Origin of the sequence: Paenibacillus thermotolerans (genome assembly GCF_028745515.1) — a bacterium.
Classification (GTDB): domain Bacteria; phylum Bacillota; class Bacilli; order Paenibacillales; family YIM-B00363; genus Paenibacillus_AE; species Paenibacillus_AE thermotolerans.
The window spans coordinates 1-18,861 of record NZ_JAQZSG010000045.1 but is presented as its reverse complement, the minus strand read 5'-3'; the positions used below and the strand labels follow the sequence as shown (position 1 = coordinate 18,861).

The window sequence follows — 18,861 nt, the reverse complement described above, 5'->3', positions numbered from 1 at the left end:
TTGGGATGCGATGAATTTGAGCAATTACAGGGGAATTCAACGGGTTATTGTCGGTTGAGGAAAAGGAGGCATTAGTTATGGATAAACCGAATGTTGTTATTATTTACTGCGACGATTTGGGATACGGAGACTTGGGCTGTTACGGATCGGACGCGATCCGCACGCCGCATTTGGACGCATTGGCGGCGGATGGAGTCCGGTTTACCGACTGGTATTCGAATTCGCCCGTTTGCTCTCCTTCCCGCGCATCGCTTTTAACCGGACTGTATCCGGCGAAGACGGGGGTAAGCCAAATATTGGGCGCCAAAAGGGGGACAACAGGCCTTAAGCCGAAAGCAAGGACGCTCGCTGAACGGTTGAAGGAGGCCGGATACATAACGGCGATTTATGGCAAATGGCACTTGGGCTCAGCGGAGGACACAAGGCCGAATGCACGCGGTTTCGATGAATATTTCGGATTTCATGCGGGGTGTGTGGACTATTACTCTCATATTTTTTATTGGGGCGCGCCGCATATGAATCCGGTGCACGATTTATGGAGCAACCGCGAGGAAGTGTGGCATGACGGCGAGTATTTGACGCACTTGATCACGGATAAATCGATCGATTTCATCGAACGGAACCGGGAAAAGCCGTTTTTCCTTTATGCCGCTTATAATGCTCCGCACTATCCGATGCATGCGCCCGATAAATATATGAAGCGGTACAGCCATCTTCCGCGGGACCGTCAACTGATGGCGGCGATGATTTCAGCTGTGGACGATGGTGTGGGCGAAATTGCAGCCTGCTTGAAACGGATCGGCGCGTATGAAAATACGGTCATCTTTTTCTCAAGCGATAATGGTCCTTCATCGGAATCCCGCAACTTTCTTGACGGGACGGAGGATGTTTACTATGGCGGCAGCGCGGGTATATTTCGAGGTCATAAAGCGAGCTTGTTCGAGGGGGGCATCCGGGAGCCGGCCATTATGACGTATCCTTCCGTCATTGCGGCGGGACAAGTTTGCGATAAGATCGGCATGATGGCCGATATCGTGCCGACGGTGCTTGAATTTGCCGGCTTGGAGCCCCCGGCATCGGAAGAAATCGACGGAAGCAGCGTAGTGCCGGTGATTACGGAAGGGGCACCTTCGCCGCACCGGCAAATGTATTGGGAGTATAACGGACAATTAGCCGTTCGCGAAGGAAAGTGGAAGCTTGTGCTTGACGGGAAGCTCGATTTCAACCGATCGCAGCCGGATGCGGTCCATCTTTCCGATTTGGAGGAGGATCCGGGCGAACGGATCAATCTGAAGGATAAGCACCCCGAATTGGCGAAGCGATTGGAGCAGGATCTAAGGAATTGGTACGCGCAGCTATAGCGGAAGTAAACGCTCGAACGGATGAGCGCTGCCGAATAGGAAAAAAGAAAACCGGTCGATTATCGTTAATTGCGAAACGGAGATAAACAGAGTAGCGTGGGGGTGAACGAAACGGCCGATGAGGGCCGAAAAATCGGAATGGGGAGTGCAGGAACGATGAGCGAAAATCATAATGCGGCAGTCGAAACGGAGAAGGAAGAGCAAGTCGTCCAGACCGGCGTGCACAATTTCAGCAAAGAAGACGAGTGGGTGAAGCCGGAAGACCCGGCGCTGCTTGAGCGGCTCGAATGGTTCAAGGATCAGAAGCTCGCCTTGATGATGCACTGGGGGCCTTATTCGCAGCTCGGCTTGGTGGAATCCTGGGCGCTTAGCGACGAAGACGGTGATTGGTCCCGCCACCAGATCGATTGGATCGACGATATGGAGGAATTCAAGCGCCAATACTTCGATTTGAACAAAACGTTCAATCCGGTTCGTCTTCAACCGGAGCTTTGGGCGGACCTGGCCGCGGATAACGGCTTCAAGTATTTGTTGTTTACAACGAAGCACCACGATGGCTTCTGCATGTGGGACACCCATACGACCGATTACAGTGTAACCGGCAAAGACTGTCCGTTCCATGCCCATAAATATGCCGACATTTGCAAAAACGTATTCGACGCGTTCAGAAATAAGGGTCTCGCCATCGCGGCCTATTTCTCGAAGGCGGACTGGCACACGCCGTATTATTGGGCGCCGGGGATGGAACGCGGCAGGCACACGTGGCGGGGACCGTCTTACGATCCGAAAGAGTATCCGTGGCTTTGGGAGAAATTCGTACAATTCACCCACGATCAAATTATGGAATTGATGACCCGTTACGGCCGAATCGACGTGCTTTGGCTCGATGCGGGCTGGGTTCGCGCCGGCCGGAGAGGGCAGGACATCCGGCTCGGCGAAGTGGTCGAGAAGGCGCGGCAATATCAGCCGTGGCTGCTTTCCGCGGACCGCACCGTCGGCGGCCCGTACGAAAATATCGTCACGCCGGAGCAGACGATTCCGGAAGGACCGATGAACATTCCGTGGGAAGCCTGCATTACGATGGGCACCTCGTTCTCGTTCAATTACGAAGACAAATACAAAACAGGCAGACAGCTCGTTCATATCCTGCTCGAAGTCGTTGCGAAGGGCGGAAATTTGGCGCTCAATGTCGGGCCGCAGCCGGACGGACGTCTTCCGGCGGGTGCGATCCAAAGAATGAAGGAGCTGGGCGCTTGGTTGAAGCAATACGGGGAGGGCGTGTACGGCACTCGGATTTGCGCGCCGTACTACACGGGAGAATGGGCGTTCACCCGCAAGGAAAACACCGTATATGCGTTCCGTCTCTATAAAGATGCCGATAAACCGGTCGATCCCGAAGTCACAATCCCATACGCCGGGAACGTTGTGCGGGTCGAGCAAGTCGGAACGAGCAGCACATATGATTTCAACAGCACGGACAGCGGATTGAAATTGCGGCTGCCTGATTCCGAAGCATCGGGGCAAACGCCGATCGCGCATGTGTTCAGACTTATAACCGAATAATCGGGAAATCGGATAATCCTCAGGTGCGATTCTGCGCTCCTGAGGATTTTTTTTAACCGGAGGAAAATTGTACACCATCGGCGTTACCCTTGCTTTTTCCTTGATGCATCGCGGTTTTCGAATTTTGTTACATGCGTGAAAATTGCAAATTGTAATCACGTTAAATTTCGCGATAGAATCGTCCCATGCATCACGAACTACAATTGCGGAGGAGGAGGAGTGACTTAGGTGACAACAAACACAGAGAAGCTGCATTCCCGGCTGAACATGGAGAAGGGGACAAACAAAACCGAGCCTGCCGGGAAAAAATCGCACCCTGTCATTAAAAGTTTAAAAAATCATTGGGAATTGTATTTGTTACTTTTGCCTCCGGTTTTGTACCTGATCATCTTTAAGTATATCCCGATGGGCGGCGTAATGATTGCATTTAAAAACTACAACGTCGTTCAGGGGATTTTAGGGAGCCCTTGGGTCGGGTTCAAACATTTCGAAACGTTTTTTGCATCGCCGAACTTCGGACTTCTTATTAAGAACACAGTCATAATCAGCTTCTATTCTTTGATTGCCGGTTTTCCGGTTCCGATTTTACTGGCGCTGGCTTTGAACGAGATTCGAACCGGAATGTTCAAAAAATCGGTTCAGATGGTCACCTACGCACCGCATTTTATTTCTACCGTCGTCATGGTCTCCATTATTATTTTGATGCTTACGCCCCACGTCGGCGTAGTAGAACGGTTCTTGTCGTTCTTCGGTTTGCCGTCGGCCAACTTCATGGGTATGCCTCAATATTTCAAATCGATCTATGTGTGGTCGGGCGTTTGGCAGGAAATGGGCTATTCTTCCATCATATATATGGCCGCGTTGGCCAGCGTCGATCCCGCCTTATACGAAGCGGCTCGCATCGACGGAGCGTCCAGGTTCAAGAAAATTATCCATATCGATCTCCCGGCACTGATCCCGATCTCGACGATTCTGCTCATTCTGAGCTTGGGCAACGTGATGGGCGTCGGATTCGAAAAAATTTATTTGATGCAAAATCCGTTAAATGTAAGCGCCTCCGAAGTGATTTCGACGTATGTCTACAAAGTCGGTTTGCTCGGTGCGAATTTCAGCTTCTCGTCGGCGGTCGGATTGTTCAACTCCGTTATCAACTTGATATTGCTGTTAGTCGTGAACTTTATTGCGCGTAAAATTTCGGAAAACAGTCTATGGTGATCGGGAGGGGCGCTCATGTTCAATAATAATCGCATCAAAGAGCCGTTCGGCGATCGTCTGCTGGTTTTCTTCCTCTATATTTTCTTGACGGCGCTTATGTTTACCGTTTTGTACCCGCTGTTGTATATTTTGAGCTCGTCGTTCAGCTCTCCGAATGCGGTCGTGTCCGGCCGAGTTTGGCTGTTCCCGGTCGATTTTTCGATCAAAGCGTATCAGGCGATCTTCAAGAGCGAACAGCTGATGACAGGGTACATGAACTCCATTATTTACACGGTGGTCGGTACTTTTATTAACGTCGCGCTTACCGTAATGATTGCATATCCGCTCGCAGTCAAGACGCTGTACGGACGCAAGTTCGTCATTATCCTGATGATGATTACGATGTTTTTCGGCGGCGGCCTGATTCCGACCTACTTGCTTGTTAAAAATCTTCATATGCTGGACACCCGATGGGCGTTATGGCTGCCGGGAGCGTACTCCGTCTTCCAAGTCATCGTTGCAAGAACGTTTTTCCAGACTTCCATTCCGTCGGAGCTTCAGGAAGCGGCGCAAATCGACGGCTGCAGAGACATCCGATATTTGCTGAGCATCGCGCTTCCGCTCTCCAAGCCGATTCTCGCCGTTATGACGCTCATGTACGCGGTCGGGCATTGGAACGCTTATTTCGACGCTTTGATCTATTTGAGATCGGAGCATTTGTTCCCGCTGCAATACGTGCTTCGCAACCTTCTCATTCTTAACGCAACGGACCCGACAATGATCGCGGAAACGGCAACGAAGCTTCGCGATCAAGGCTTCGAGCAGGTGCTCAAGTATGCGTTGATCGTGGCCGCCTGTGTTCCGGTTCTGATCATGTATCCGTTTGTGCAGAAGCATTTTGTGAAGGGCGTCATGATCGGGTCTTTGAAAGGCTAAGGTGTATCCCCGCTTCGGAAGCTTTGGAAGGAGGTGGCAGAGGCTATAAGCTTCCGTTATAGGTTCGGATATAGTAGTTTAATTTTACGGACATAACAAAAAGGAGGAGTCTTACTTGAAAAAGTCGATCTTTACGATGTTGGCTTTAATGCTGTTGTTGTCCTCCGTCCTCGCTGCCTGCGGATCGAATCAAGGCTCGAAAGGTACGGAAGGAACAAGTGATAATGGTAATAGTGGACAAAATGCTCCGTCAGAACCGGCAAAACCCGTGGAAGTCACTTTCTTCGCTCCGCAAGGCAAAGCCCCAATGGAAGATAACGGATATACGAAGCTTGTGGAACAAAAATTCAACGTAAAAATTAAATGGGACCTTGCTCCTTCCGATGCGCTGAAGGACCGCAGACAGCTGTTGCTGGCCAGCGGCGATTATCCGGAAGTGTTTCTTGAAGGCGGTTTCAACAGAACGGATCTGTTGACCTACGGGAAACAAGGCGTATTTATTCCGCTCAACGACTTGATCGACAAGTATGCTCCGAATATTAAAGCTTTGATGGAAAAGAAACCGTACCTGAAAGACGCCATGACGGCACCGGACGGAAATATTTACGCCCTTCCGCGCGTGAATGAGTGCTATCACTGCACCTACTCGCAGAAGTATTGGATGAACCAGGAATGGCTGGACAAGGTCGGCTTGAAGGTGCCGACGACGACCGACGAATTGTATACGGTGTTGAAAGCGTTCAAAGAGCAGGACCCGAACGGAAACGGTAAGAAAGACGAAATTCCGCTCACCGGCGCTCCGAACAAATCGGTGTGGAACGGCAACATCGACGCATTCATAATGAACGCCTTCATCTACAACGATAACGATAAGTATTTGACGCTGAATGACGGCAAGGTTGATTTCGCCGCCAATAAGCCGGAATGGAAAGAAGGCATTAAGTTCATGCACAAGCTGTACGCGGATGGTTTGATCGACTCGGCGGCATTCACGCAGAACGATCAGGCGATCGGACAGCTCGGCAACCGCGAGGGCGACGAAGTCGTCGGTTCCGTTACGACGGCGCTGCTCAGCTACCTGCTTAACGTATGGGATGACGCTATTACCCGCCATCAGCACTGGGTCATCGTGCCTCCGCTGAAAGGCCCGAACGGCGTTCAGCTCGCCGGCGTAAGCCAAGGCTTCGGATCGTTCCCGTTCGTTATTACGAACAAAGCGTCGGAAGAACAGCAAATCGCCGCTATCAAAATTGCCGACTACGCGTTCAGCGAAGAAGGAGCATTGCTTAGCGAATATGGCGTTGAAGAAGGAGTAGGCTGGAATAAAGCTCAGGCTGGAGAGCTTAACATCTGGGGCGAGCCGGCGAAGTACAGCTTCGAAAACTTGAAGCCGCTGGGCGAGAATGAAATTCTCAACGACAGATGGTCTTTGATCGGGCCGAAGGATATGACGAAGGAATTCCGCGATTCGTTCGCATCGGCGCAAGATCCGCTCAACTCCAAAGGCTACGAAACTCGCTTGGCGCAAGCAACGAAAGAGTACGAGCCGTATGCCCCTGCGGAATACTATCCGGCGGCGGCTTGGATCGACGTAAATGATACGGAAACGGCGGCGCAATTGCAGCCGGCAATCGTAGACTATGTACAATCCAATATGGCTCAATTCATTCTCGGCAACAAAGACATCGAGAAAGATTGGGACGCTTACGTCAAAGGCTTCGACGGCTTGAACCTTAAGCAGTACATCGACATTTATCAGCGCGCAATCGACAAGCAATAATCGCTTCCTGAATAACACAAAATTGAAACTAAAGGTGGAAGTAAATCCGGTATTTTAGGCTTGCTTCCTCCTTTTTTCCTTTGTTTCGGCAGTTCTTCCGGATGAAATATACGATTCAGGCGTGAAATGGTTAAGTTTTTCTGTATAATGAGAGGTACTTATTTTGATAGAATGGTTGATAGATAATAGGGTGGAAATGTAAAGGGGAAGTGGGAAGCCGCACTGTTTGAGAAATATATATAATACAGGGTGGGTGTTCCTGAAGATGAATAATACATGGTTCCGGCGTTTGCTCATATCGTATTTGCCCGTCTTCATCATCGTGGTTACGATTTTGTTTATTTTGTTTTTTCAAGTCTTTAACGAGCAAAACAGAAAGCAGGCACTGCAAGCGAACGAGTTCATGGCTTCTCAAGTGTTGCAGTATACGGATAACTCGCTCCGGGCAATCGATTATAAAGTGCTTCGCGAAATATTGACGAATCAGAAGCTTAAGGAATATTTCAATAAATCGGACAGCAAGGACGTCTATTCGATTATTCAGGCAGTTGAAGTGATGGACGATTTGAAGCTGGAATACCCGTTGATTCAATCCATTTATTATGTCAGGTTCAGCGACGGAACCGTATTGAGCAACGGGAAAGCGGTTCCAATCGGCGAATTTCCGGATGCCGCCTTCATTGAAAAGCACCGCAGCAATACCGGGCAAAAATGGTCGGAGGCCAGAGAGTTCAAATCGATTGATTCCGAACAGCCGCAGCAGGTCGTTACGTTGGTACGCGGGGTTTCGAACTATGAGCAGGGCCTTGTGGTCGTCAATGTCGACATCAACTCCGATAAGATTTCGCTGCAAGGCGCGATCAACCGGATGTTCGATCCGAATATTTCGTTCGTCAGAATCGAAGATCTTGCGGGTCATGACCTGCTCTCTTCAAAGCCATCCGCCGGGGAGAGTCAAGGTCCTGGGGATTCTTCTCAAGTATTCTCCGAATTCACCTCCGGCTATACCGGCTGGAAGGTGCAGACGGGGATGCGAAACGGACTTGTCGGCTTTGCCTTGGATCTATATAACGTGTGGTTCGCTTTCGCGGTGGCGGTCGTGTTGGTCGGAGGCGCATGGGTTTTCTATGTAACCCGGAGAAACTATAAACCGATTCAACAAATTGTCGCGTTCATCGAATCGTTCGCATTTCAGAAAAATTCCGTCAGCGGGCACTCGGGGCAAAATGAGTTCAACTTCATTCATACGACGCTTGAAAGCATGATCGAACAGTCCAAGCAATACCAACGCCAGTATGCGGATAACCTTATTTTGCACAAAAAATATTTTTTTCACGAGCTGCTCGAAGGCGCGAGGTCCATGGAAGAGGACGAGTGGAAATCGGAGATGGGCAAGCTGAACATTCCGGCCGAAGGCAAGCGATGGGCGGTATTGATCGTGGAAATCGACCGTTACCGGAAGTTTACGGAAGAGTTCAACAGGCAGGACCAATCGCTGCTCAAGTTCGTCCTATCGAGCGTGCTTCAGGAAACCGTTCAAGAAGAAGGCACGCACGCTTGGGTGGAGTGGACGTCGGACCGAAGGCTTTCCTGTATGCTGTGGCTTCCCGATTCGGTCCAGCAAGAGGCATGGATTCATCATGTATTGAGCACTTTCCTTGATTGGGTGAAAAACAATGTCCGGTTTACGGTAACGGTTGGAATCGGAAGAGCGGCTTCGGATTTGCGCGGACTCCGCGAGTCGCGCAAAGACGCAGCGCATGCGCTGCAGTTCAAGGCCGTATTGGGCGATAACCGGGTAATCCATGTCAAAGATGTGCCGATCGGTAAGAACGATGTATATGAGCATCTGAAGTCGATTTCCATGTTCGTTCGTGCGATTCGGCTGACGGAAGAGGAGTGGCGGAGCCACTTGGACCTGCTGTTCGATCAAATCGCCGAAGCGATGCTGTCGCGGGAGGAAATCGTCAATTTAATACAATTTACGATTCAACATTGCGAGCGGGAATTTTCCTCGCTGCCGAGAGAGTACCAGGAGCGGTGGGCCGAATCGCTCGGAATGCTGCTGCAGGGGCTGGACGAGTGGGAAACGCTTGACGACCTGAAGCGCAGCTGCTCGGTTGCGTTCCAAGAGCTGGCATCACAAATCCAAACGATTCGCCACGCTCTCGGACATCGTTCGCTTATTTTGCAAATTCGCAAATACATTGAAGAAAACTACGGCAACCCCGATTTATCGCTGAATTTTTTGAGCGATGTGTTTGAAATCAACGGGAAGTATTTAAGCAAATTATTCAAGGAAGAGTTCGGGGAAAATTTCTTGGATTTTCTGATCGGTCACCGGATCATGAACGCCAAGCGGCTTATGCTGGAAACGGGCAAGCCGATCCAAGAAATAAGCGAGGAAGTAGGATATACGAACTACATTTCGTTCAACCGCGCGTTCAAAAACGTTGAAGGCGTCTCCCCGAGCGATTTCAGGAAGAAATATTCGGACGCATCCGAAGCGAATATTCAGTCGGCAGCATCTAACCCTCAATAGGGGAGATGCTGTCTTTTTTCATAGCGTACGCCTCATCTGCTTCAAGAAACTGTCGGCCATTTGTGATAACATATTTGAGTAATCCTATAAAAAGGCGGGGATGAGCTTTGTTTCATATAGAAAGCTACAAAGGAACGAAAGAAGAAAATTACCGATTGGTGACGAAACAGCTTAGCGCGCTGCTTGAAGGCGAGAACGATCCCATTGCGAACTTATCCAACGCTTCGGCTCTGCTCAATCATTTTTTAACGGACGTGAATTGGGTCGGCTTTTATCTTCTAAAGTCGGACGAGCTCGTGCTCGGGCCGTTTCAAGGCTTGCCCGCTTGCGTTCGGATTCCGTTAGGCAGAGGCGTATGCGGAACCGCCGCACAAAGGCGGCAAACGATTCGTGTGGAAGACGTTCACCTTTTCCCGGGTCATATTGCATGCGACGCGGCCTCGCAATCGGAAATCGTGATTCCTATCATAAAGAATGACAAGCTGATCGGCGTATTGGACATCGACAGCCCGATTAAAAACCGATTTGATGATGAGGATCAAGCATACTTGGAACAATTCGCAGAAACTTTAGCGAGACACATGTAGTATTGGGAAGGAGGGAATAATGAAAATGCAGAAAGCAACCTTTGCCGGCGGATGTTTTTGGTGCATGGTGACTCCGTTCGAGGAGCTGCCCGGCATCGAAGGCATTGTTTCGGGTTACACCGGCGGAACGAAAGAAAACCCTACCTATGAAGAGGTTAAATCGGGGACAACGGGGCATGCCGAAGCGGTACAAATCACCTACGATCCGGACATCTTCCCTTATGAAAAGCTGCTGGAGCTTTATTGGCAGCAAATCGATCCGACGGATGCCTTCGGTCAATTCCATGATCGGGGAACCCAATACCGAACCGTAATATTTTACCACGACGAACGGCAACGCGAGCTGGCGCTTGCATCCAAGAAACAACTGGAAGCGAGCGGCCGCTTTACAAAGCCGATCGTAACGGAAATATTGCCGGCGGAAACCTTCTATACAGCGGAAGATTACCACCAAGATTACCATAAGAAAAATCCGAAGCATTATAAGGAAGATCGGGAAAAGTCCGGCCGCGACAAGTTTATTAAAGATAACTGGAATAACGATTGAGAAAAAGGGGCGGCACATCGTCTGCCGCCCCTCCTCTTGCAACCGCTGCGGTGCTAACGGACGCCATAGACGTTAAATCGCTAATTTACCCGCCGCCATAACGCTAACGGACGCCATAGACGCTAATCCCCGATTTTTGGTGCTTACCCCTGCTTTTTCGAAGCAATAACTGCGGTGGTGTCCGTTAAAACTGCAAATTTTGTTCAAAACGCCGAATAACTGCATCCTTGTCCGTAAGAGCGATCAGATCGCCATTAACCGGCAAAGATATGATTGCCGATCGCAACCTTTTGCGGCCGCGACCAGATCCATTTGCTTGTAGAGGTTCTCGGATTGAAATAATACAAAGAATTGTATGAAGGGTCCCAGCCTCTAACCGCGTCAAGTGCCGCCATGTAGGCCGTCCGATTCGGCGTAAGCCAGAACTGCCCGTCATCTACCGCCGTAAAAGCCCCCTGTTGAAATACGACCCCGCGTATGCTGTTCGGAAACTGCTTGGATTGGATTCGATTCATAACGACCGCACCGACGGCGACTTGTCCTTTGTAAGGCTCTCCTCTTGCTTCACTGTAAATTAATTTTGCCAATATATCCAATTCGCTTTTATTCAATGTGTACTTTCTCAGCGAGCTCCAGGTTTGAGGGCCGGTTTTGCCGTCCACGGAAAGCCCGTAAACATACTGATAACGTTTGACCGATTTTTCCGTATATGCCCCGTAATAGCCTGTTAGCGATTGCTCAAATATCCCTGCGGTTTTTAGTCTATATTGAAGATCCCACACGTCTCCGCCTGTGCTGCCCTTTTGCAAGGAGGCGGCTGCCTGTGTAGTACCGCTAAATATTCCGATTCCGAGCGAAATAACGATAAGGACTAAGAAGCCCCGAATGAAGTTCATTTGTAAGTCATCTCCTTTCAATTGATAATTGTATGGTCTGAGAGGAGGCAGGGGCAACCCACAACTTTTGGAACCAGAAAAATGGAAGCCCGGACGAGCCCTATCAAATAACATTGGCTGTGTAAAAAGATGGATGAGAATGCGGCTTCCGACAAGTATAATGAAATCATGTTCAGCTTGGCTTGCTTGCAGTGAGGCTTATGTCTACACGAAACGAGGAGGGATTTAGATGAAAGCGGCTGTTGTCGGCTGCGGGGGCATGGGGCAAGTGCACGCTCGCAGCTATGCCGGAATGCCGGGCGTCGAGCTTGTCGCCGTCTGCGACATCATTCCGGAGCTTGCTGAGGAGGTCGGGCGGAAAACAGGAGCGTCTCCGTTTGTTTCGTTCGAGGAAATGGTTGCGTCCTCTGATTTTCAAACCGTCAGCATTGCGGTGCCCAGTTATTTACATAAGGAATTGGTTATGAAGGCGGCAGCGGCCGGAAAGCACGTCATTTGCGAGAAGCCTATAGCGCTTCATCCGGAAGACGCACGGGATATGGTCCGCTGCTGCGAAGAGCATGGGGTTCGACTGTTTATCGGTCACGTCGTGCGCTTTTTCCCCGATTATGCCCAGATCAAGCGTCAGATCGACGAGGGGCAAATCGGAAAAGTAGGCGTAGCGCATGCAAGACGAGTAGGCGGACATCCCGGAGACGCGAGGCCGTGGTTTAAGGATGCGGATAAAAGCGGCGGCGTTATAGCCGATTTGATGGTGCACGACATTGACTTTATGCGGTGGACGCTCGGAGAGGTTGCATCGGTGTACGCCCGGAATAAAGTCGACAGCCATATGGATTATGCGCTCCTCACGCTCCTATTCGAAAGCGGGGCGGTCGGAAATTTGGAGGCGTTCTGGGGTTATCCGGGCTCGTTCCGTTATTCGGCCGAATTTGCCGGCTCCAAGGGGCTGCTGCGTTGCGACAGCATGAGCGCGCAATCGCTGCAAATCCGAAAAGCGGCAGTTCAGGAGAGCGGGGAAAAGGCCGTGGAAATACCGCAAAGCCCGGGCTACCGCGATCCGTATTATGCGGAGCTGGAGCACTTTGTCGCCTGTATCCGGGACGGCAGCGAACCGATCGTTACGGCGGACGATGCTTGCAAGGCGCTTGAAATTGCCGCGGCAGCCCATGAATCGATCCGCACCGGCAAAGCCGTTCAATTGCAATGATGGCATCCGACTTGGAAAGGGGACGACTCATGAATACGTTAAAAGTAGGAATGATCAGCTTTGCGCATGGACATGCGCACAGTTATTTCCACTGCTTAAGGCGGATGCCCGAGGTGAAAGTCGCCGGGATCGCCGATGAGGAGAAAGACCGTGTATCAGAGCTCGCGGAGCGTTATGATGTACCTTATTATGCCGATTATAAGGAGCTGCTGGCGCAAGATATCGACGCCGTCGTCATCTGTTCGGAGAACGCGCGCCACGCGCAGTTGACGATCGATGCGGCGAAGGCGAAGAAGCACGTGCTTTGCGAAAAGCCGCTCGGAACGACGGTCGATGAGATGGAACGGATGATTGCCGCTTGCAAGGAGAACGGCGTGCAGCTGATGACCGCATTTCCGTGCCGCTATTTGGCGGCCGTCGTCGGCGCGAAGGAAGCGATCGACCGGGGCGATATCGGTGACATCGTCGCGATTAAAGGCACGAATCACGGCGGGAATCCGGGGTCTTGGTTCGTCGATCGGAAGCTGTCGGGCGGCGGAGCCGTCATGGATCATACCGTGCACGTAATGGATCTCATGAATTGGTTCCTGCGGTCGAAGGTCAAAGAAGTGTATGCCTATGCGGCGACTTTGTTCAACGAGAACCTGGAAATCGACGACGCAGGCATGGTGCACGTCACATTCGAGAACGGCGTATTCGCGGTGCTGGATCCCAGCTGGTCACGCCCGAAATCGTTTCCGACCTGGGGCGATGTGACGATGGAAATTATCGGCACGAGGGGCGTCATTTCGGTTGACGGCTTTGCCCAGAAGAACGATCTGTACAGCGACGAAGCCGGAAAAGGAATATGGTCCTACTGGGGGGACGATATGGACGCATACATGATACAAGACTTTGTACAAGCGCTTCTTCGCGGCGAGCAGGTACCGATTACCGGCGAGGACGGGCTGCATTCGACGAAGGTTGCGATCGCTGCCTACGAGTCCGCCAAAATCGGTCAGCCGGTTGCATTGTAAGAAGCTAAGCCCGTGCCGATGGTGCGGGCTTTACTCATGAAAGTAGTAAAGACTTTCCAAGTTATGTTGATATAAAATGGTAGATAGAATTGAGCAATCGACCCTATCTTCGGAAGGAGACAAGTTTATGTTCAAACGGAAATGTGCCGGATGGGTGAGCGGAGCGATGCTGGCGATGGCTCTGCTTGCTCCGTTTTCCGGCACGGCTCAGGCTTCTACGAACGTCTTCACGGATATTGACGGATCGTATGCGAAAGAAGCCATTCTGAAACTGGCGGAAGCCGGCATCATTAACGGGGTTGGAAACGGTCAATTTAACCCCCAAGGCACGATTCAACGGCAGGATTTCGCCATAATACTGGCGAAGGCGCTGAATCTCGATATGACGGGCGCGCCTGCCAGCGCTACGTTCACGGATATTCCGAACGGGCATTACGCCTATTCGGCGGTTGAAGCCGCCGCGAAGGCCGGATTGATTCAAGGGATGGGGGGCGGCACCTTCGGCGTGAAGTCAAATTTGTCCCGGCAGGACATGGCGGTGCTTTTCAGCCGCGCATTGAATTACGTCGCGGACGAACCGCTTCCCCGGAACGCCGCGCCGCTGAGCTTTTCCGACGCATCGTCCATTTCCGATTATGCCAAAAGTTCGGTCGCTCTATGCGTTAGCCTGGGACTGATCAACGGCAATCCGGACGGTACGTTCAATCCGCGCGGCAGCTCGGTTCGGCAAGATGTGGCGAAGGTTGCGGCTCTCTTCTTAGAGAAAGCGGAAGAAATTAAGGCGGCTGCGGCAACGGCACAAGATTCGGAGCCGGCTGAGGCACAGGAACCGGAGCCTGCGACTGAGCCGGCACCGGAACCGGCTCCGTCCGCGCCTTCGGCCAATCCCGATCCGCCGAGCTATACGCCGCCTGCGCTGCCTGAGGTTTCGAATCCGTCGTTGACGGTAACCGGCGCGACATACGCTGACTTTACGGTGATTACGGCGAATGCGGTCAAGCTCCACTTCGTTGTCCTAAACGATGGCGCTACCGCCCCGTCGTCCACGCAGGTCAAAGCGGGCGAAGCCGCTTCCGTAACGGATAGCGTTTACGGGTGCGGAACGATCAACGTAACGGGCTCAACGAGTCAAATCGAGCTCGTCGAGCTGGCCCCTGCTATGAGCTACAAGCTTTACGTAACAAGCGAAAGTGCAACAGGCGTCCTTTCGACGGTCAAATCGCTACGGTTTACAACGCTGTCGACTTTGCAAGCCTATGTCGGCTATCCTGTTCCCGTCAGCGACCCGGAATCCGGGATGGGGATTCAGCTTCAATTCAGCTACACCAATCCGGAGTTGCCGGCGACCTTATACTATATCTTGGATGATGAGATAAAGGATTACACAGCGGATCAAATCAAAGCCGCTTCTCCGCTGAACATCGTTCAAGCGGCGCAGATCGCGATGGGCTCCAGCCCGAGCACTCATACGATAAGCAATTTATCCGGCGAGATCGAATATCAGTTATATTTTGTTGTAGAACAAGATGGAGTTACTTCCGAAGTAAACCGCTACTCCTTTACGTTGCAATAATTTTCTCAAACTCGTTTACCCGTCCAAGCCGGCTTGGACGGGTTTTTCTATAGGATACGCAAACCCCTGCGATTGTTAACGGACACCACAGACGCTATATCGCCATTTTGCCCGCCTCAAAACCGCTAACGGACATCACAGACGCTAAACCCTGATTTTTGGCGGTTTTCGCTGCATTTTCGGGATAATAACTGCTGTAGTGTCCGTTAAAATTGCAAACCCGACTCAAAACGCCGAATAGCTGCATTCGTGTCCGTTAGAGCGATCGCAGGCACATATAGAAAGTTGGGCTTGCACCATACTTGAGTCTTTATCAAATCGTATGCTAAGATATGAACGAAATAGGGAAGGTGTATGAGGAATGCTGTATATCCTATATGTAAAACTCACTAGAAAACTTAGCTCCGTACAAATGGATACGATGAAGCGTTGTACGGAGCTTAATCAGGGAGCGGCAGCATAGCGCTTCCGATATTCATCGGCTGAACCGTCTTACAAAAGTGCAGCTCGCTGCGCTTATTTAAGTATGTCGGTTTGCCGGTGCGAATAGATTAAGGGCCATTGACGACGCATCGTCGATGGCCCTTTGCTGTTTTAACCGCACAAAGCAGAGGGTCGGCGCATCGCGCTGCCTTCTGCTTTTTATTTTTCGTGAAAAGAGGAACCGAAATGATCTTGAAAGTGGAAAAACTATCGCACAGCTTTGGAGATAAACCGTTATACGACAATGCTTCCTTCGATTTATACAAAGGCGAGCACATGGGGATCGTCGGTCAAAACGGCGCCGGAAAAAGCACGTTAATCCAAATATTGACGGGAGAAATCATACCGGATCAAGGCGAGGTCAAGTGGCAATCCGATATTCAAATCGGGCACTTGGACCAGTATGCGGAAATAAACGGACATCAAACGATTTCGGAATACTTGAAAACAGCGTTTACCGATTTGTACGAGATCGAAGCGAGCATGATCAAGCACTATCAAGAAAGCGCCGTTACCGGCGACGAAAATCATCTGCGGCAAGCGGCTGCGTATCAAGAGCAGCTTGAAGCCCGGGATTTCTATTCCATAGACAGCATTATCAGCAAAGTCGCCGGCGGCTTGGGCATCGACGCGATCGGAATGGAGCGCACAATCGACGAGCTGAGCGGCGGGCAGCGCGCGAAAGTCATATTGTCCAAAATATTGATTGAAAGCCCGAACGTGCTTTTGTTAGACGAGCCGACAAACTTTCTCGATAAAGAGCATGTCGAATGGCTTGCAGCCTACTTGACGAATTTCCGCGGCGCGTTCATCGTTGTTTCCCATGATTACGAATTTTTAGAGAAAATATGTTCCTGCATATGCGACATCGAGTTCGGAACGATTAAAAAATACTATGGGAAATACTCGGACTTCCTGAAGCAAAAGGAGCATTTGCGGCAAGATTATGTTCGACGCTATCACGCTCAGCAAAAAAAGATTGAAGCGACGGAGCAATATATTCGGAGAAACATCGCCGGAGTCAATTCCAAAATCGCGCAAGGGCGCAGAAAGCAGCTGGAAAGAATGGAACGGCTCGCACCTCCCGCCTTTACCCATCAACCGTCGCTTCGATTTCGCGAATCCCCGCTTTCGGCTCATCTTGCTCTTGAGGTTCGCGATTTGGAGGTCGGCTATCGTTCGCCGCTATTGCCGAAAATCAATTTCTCGGTATTAGGCGGGAAAAAGATGGTGATTACGGGCTTTAACGGAATCGGAAAATCGACATTGTTAAATACGTTGGTTGGGCGTATTCGGGCAATATCCGGTCATTATCGGTTTTCGGAGCAGGTGAAGATCGGTTATTACGAACAAGAGTTGAAATGGGACAATGACGTACTGACACCGATCGAAATCATATCGGAACGGTTTCCCGGCCTGAATACGAAAGAAATACGTCATCATTTGGCGCAGTGCGGCGTGAGGGGCAGCCATGCTTCGCAACAAATCCGCACCTTGAGCGGCGGAGAGCAGTCGAAGGTGAAATTATGCAGGCTGCTGCTTTCTCCGTGCAATTTTCTCATTTTGGACGAACCGACGAACCACTTGGATGCGGAAACGAAAAAAGCTTTGCAGAACGCTTTGGTGCAGTTTTCCGGGAGCGTGCTGCTGGTGTCGCATGAGCTGAGCTTTTATCGGGAATGGGCGGATCGGGTTATTACATTGGACCATGGCTCGAAGTAAAATGGAAGCGGTTTGCATTCCGGCGTACATTTCAGTATGATCAAACTAACAACTTAACGGTTATGTGTGACTGGCGGAACATGGGGAACCATGAGGGAGCACATGAACGATGACAGCCGTACGCCTGGGCAGGTAGGGAGGAGTTTGATCCTCCTTGCCTTTTTTTGTTTCTGCGGGCAAGAACGAAAATCGGATGAGGCGAGGTTGAAAATCATTATGTTCAGTACAAAAAAGATGCTGCTGCTAGGGTCCGGAGAGCTGGGAAAAGAAATCGTTATCGAAGCGCAGCGGCTAGGTGTCGAAACGGTCGCTGTAGACCGCTATGCGAATGCGCCGGCGATGCAGGTCGCCCATCGCAGCTGCGTAATCGATATGCTGAATGCGGAGCGGCTGCGGGAAGTGATCGAACGGGAGAAACCGGACCTTATCGTTCCTGAGATTGAAGCGCTGGCTACTTCCGAGCTGGTGAAGCTGGAGGAAGAGGGATACCGCGTCATACCTACCGCTCGTGCGGCAAGATTGACGATGGATCGCGAAGGCATTCGGCGTTTGGCTTCGGAGAAGCTGGGCTTGCCTACGGCCGGCTACACATTTGCAGATACGTACGAGCAGTTCGCGGCGGCCGTTAAAGAAACCGGATTTCCATGCGTAGTCAAGCCTTTGATGAGCTCTTCGGGCAAAGGCCAAAGCATATGCCGCGGGGAGTCGGATATCGAGCGCAGCTGGAACATGGCGATGGAAGGCGGCAGAGTAAAGAACGGTCGGGTCATCGTTGAGGAGTTCATCCGCTTTCAATCGGAGATTACGCTGCTTACGGTCCGCTCCGTCAACGGGACGAGCTTTTGCGCGCCGATCGGTCATATTCAGGAAGACGGGGATTACATCGAGTCGTGGCAGCCGCACCCTATGACGGATCGCCAGCTCGAAGAAGCGAAGCGTATCGCGAAGACGATTACGGACGAGCTGGGCGGTTACGGGTTATTCGGCGTGGAGCTGTTCCTAACCGAAGACAAGGTGATGTTCAGCGAAGTGTCGCCTCGCCCGCACGATACCGGATTGGTGACGCTGGTAACGCAGAATCTTTCGGAATTCGCCTTGCATGTCCGCGCGATTCTAGGATACCCGATCCCGGAAATCGAGGTCATACGTCCGGGAGCCAGCAGGCCGTTGAAAGCGAACCGCGAGCTGGACAACTACCGCTTGACCGGAGCGGATGCGGCTCTGTCCGTTCCGAATACGCAGCTTCGAATCTTCGGCAAACCGGTCACGAAGACGGGCAGGCGGATGGCGGTCGCATTATCGACGGCCGGCTCGGTCGAGGAGGCGCGCGCTCGCGCGAAGCAAGCGTTAGATAAGCTTGCCGTTGAGAATACAGAGCAATAGCAGCGGAGCTCTCGAAAGAGGGCTTTTTTTTTCTACAACTGACCAATTAACGTACAAAACTTAGTTTC

At 51.2% G+C, this 18,861-nt stretch carries 14 protein-coding genes and 1 riboswitch; of the genes, 13 read left to right on the top strand and 1 reads right to left on the bottom strand.

Features of this window, described 5'->3' with window-relative positions; genetic code table 11:
- The first annotated feature begins 77 nt into the window (after positions 1-77).
- From PT964_RS23645 to msrA, 8 genes are all read left to right on the top strand, one after another.
- A complete protein-coding gene (locus PT964_RS23645) occupies positions 78-1,361 on the top strand; it encodes a sulfatase-like hydrolase/transferase (RefSeq protein ID WP_274365834.1) in 1,284 nt (427 codons plus the stop codon).
- 156 nt (positions 1,362-1,517) lie between these two features.
- Positions 1,518-2,924, top strand: coding sequence for an alpha-L-fucosidase (locus PT964_RS23640; protein ID WP_274365833.1), 1,407 nt, complete (start codon positions 1,518-1,520; stop codon positions 2,922-2,924).
- Positions 2,925-3,191: 267 nt separating this feature from the next.
- Positions 3,192-4,139 (top strand): ABC transporter permease, encoded by a 948-nt coding sequence (locus PT964_RS23635; RefSeq protein ID WP_274365844.1) that lies wholly within the window; start codon positions 3,192-3,194, stop codon positions 4,137-4,139.
- Between the two features lie 15 nt (positions 4,140-4,154).
- The gene (locus tag PT964_RS23630) at positions 4,155-5,054 is read left to right on the top strand and encodes a carbohydrate ABC transporter permease (RefSeq protein ID WP_274365832.1); all 900 of its coding nucleotides are present in this window, start codon (positions 4,155-4,157) and stop codon (positions 5,052-5,054) included.
- Between the two features lie 115 nt (positions 5,055-5,169).
- Positions 5,170-6,834, top strand: a complete 1,665-nt coding sequence (locus PT964_RS23625; protein WP_274365831.1) for a type 2 periplasmic-binding domain-containing protein — start codon at positions 5,170-5,172, stop codon at positions 6,832-6,834.
- A 265-nt stretch (positions 6,835-7,099) separates the two neighbouring features.
- On the top strand, positions 7,100-9,376 hold the full coding sequence (locus PT964_RS23620) for a helix-turn-helix domain-containing protein (protein WP_274365830.1): 2,277 nt from the start codon (positions 7,100-7,102) through the stop codon (positions 9,374-9,376).
- A 107-nt stretch (positions 9,377-9,483) separates the two neighbouring features.
- Entirely contained in the window at positions 9,484-9,963 is a 480-nt protein-coding gene (locus PT964_RS23615; protein WP_274365829.1) for a GAF domain-containing protein, read from the top strand.
- 25 nt (positions 9,964-9,988) lie between these two features.
- Complete coding sequence (gene msrA, locus PT964_RS23610) at positions 9,989-10,510, top strand: peptide-methionine (S)-S-oxide reductase MsrA (protein WP_274365828.1); 522 nt, start codon at positions 9,989-9,991, stop codon at positions 10,508-10,510.
- Between the two features lie 254 nt (positions 10,511-10,764).
- Here msrA and PT964_RS23605 read toward each other — a convergent pair whose 3' ends face one another.
- Positions 10,765-11,406 (bottom strand): cell wall hydrolase, encoded by a 642-nt coding sequence (locus PT964_RS23605; protein WP_274365827.1) that lies wholly within the window; start codon positions 11,404-11,406, stop codon positions 10,765-10,767.
- Positions 11,407-11,635: 229 nt separating this feature from the next.
- Between PT964_RS23605 and PT964_RS23600 the strand changes: the two genes are divergently transcribed.
- From PT964_RS23600 to purT, 5 genes are all read left to right on the top strand, one after another.
- The gene (locus PT964_RS23600; protein ID WP_274365826.1) at positions 11,636-12,616 is read left to right on the top strand and encodes a Gfo/Idh/MocA family protein; all 981 of its coding nucleotides are present in this window, start codon (positions 11,636-11,638) and stop codon (positions 12,614-12,616) included.
- 29 nt (positions 12,617-12,645) lie between these two features.
- Entirely contained in the window at positions 12,646-13,632 is a 987-nt protein-coding gene (locus PT964_RS23595; RefSeq protein ID WP_274365825.1) for a Gfo/Idh/MocA family protein, read from the top strand.
- 127 nt (positions 13,633-13,759) lie between these two features.
- Positions 13,760-15,205, top strand: a complete 1,446-nt coding sequence (locus PT964_RS23590) for an S-layer homology domain-containing protein (RefSeq protein ID WP_274365824.1) — start codon at positions 13,760-13,762, stop codon at positions 15,203-15,205.
- 669 nt (positions 15,206-15,874) lie between these two features.
- Positions 15,875-17,410, top strand: a complete 1,536-nt coding sequence (locus tag PT964_RS23585; RefSeq protein WP_274365823.1) for an ABC-F family ATP-binding cassette domain-containing protein — start codon at positions 15,875-15,877, stop codon at positions 17,408-17,410.
- Positions 17,411-17,466: 56 nt separating this feature from the next.
- Positions 17,467-17,547, top strand: a riboswitch (ZMP/ZTP riboswitch).
- A 79-nt stretch (positions 17,548-17,626) separates the two neighbouring features.
- The gene (gene purT / locus PT964_RS23580) at positions 17,627-18,793 is read left to right on the top strand and encodes a phosphoribosylglycinamide formyltransferase 2 (RefSeq protein ID WP_274365822.1); all 1,167 of its coding nucleotides are present in this window, start codon (positions 17,627-17,629) and stop codon (positions 18,791-18,793) included.
- Positions 18,794-18,861 lie beyond the last annotated feature (68 nt).

Coding starts and splice junctions, on each gene's coding strand:
- PT964_RS23620 (WP_274365830.1), top strand. CDS start 7,100: ATGAATAATACATGGTTCCGGCGTTTGCTCATATCGTATTTGCCCGTC.
- PT964_RS23585 (WP_274365823.1), top strand. CDS start 15,875: ATGATCTTGAAAGTGGAAAAACTATCGCACAGCTTTGGAGATAAACCG.
- PT964_RS23600 (WP_274365826.1), top strand. CDS start 11,636: ATGAAAGCGGCTGTTGTCGGCTGCGGGGGCATGGGGCAAGTGCACGCT.
- PT964_RS23605 (WP_274365827.1), bottom strand. CDS start 11,406: ATGAACTTCATTCGGGGCTTCTTAGTCCTTATCGTTATTTCGCTCGGA.
- PT964_RS23645 (WP_274365834.1), top strand. CDS start 78: ATGGATAAACCGAATGTTGTTATTATTTACTGCGACGATTTGGGATAC.
- PT964_RS23630 (WP_274365832.1), top strand. CDS start 4,155: ATGTTCAATAATAATCGCATCAAAGAGCCGTTCGGCGATCGTCTGCTG.
- purT (WP_274365822.1), top strand. CDS start 17,627: ATGTTCAGTACAAAAAAGATGCTGCTGCTAGGGTCCGGAGAGCTGGGA.
- PT964_RS23635 (WP_274365844.1), top strand. CDS start 3,192: ATGGAGAAGGGGACAAACAAAACCGAGCCTGCCGGGAAAAAATCGCAC.
- PT964_RS23640 (WP_274365833.1), top strand. CDS start 1,518: ATGAGCGAAAATCATAATGCGGCAGTCGAAACGGAGAAGGAAGAGCAA.
- PT964_RS23590 (WP_274365824.1), top strand. CDS start 13,760: ATGTTCAAACGGAAATGTGCCGGATGGGTGAGCGGAGCGATGCTGGCG.
- msrA (WP_274365828.1), top strand. CDS start 9,989: ATGCAGAAAGCAACCTTTGCCGGCGGATGTTTTTGGTGCATGGTGACT.
- PT964_RS23595 (WP_274365825.1), top strand. CDS start 12,646: ATGAATACGTTAAAAGTAGGAATGATCAGCTTTGCGCATGGACATGCG.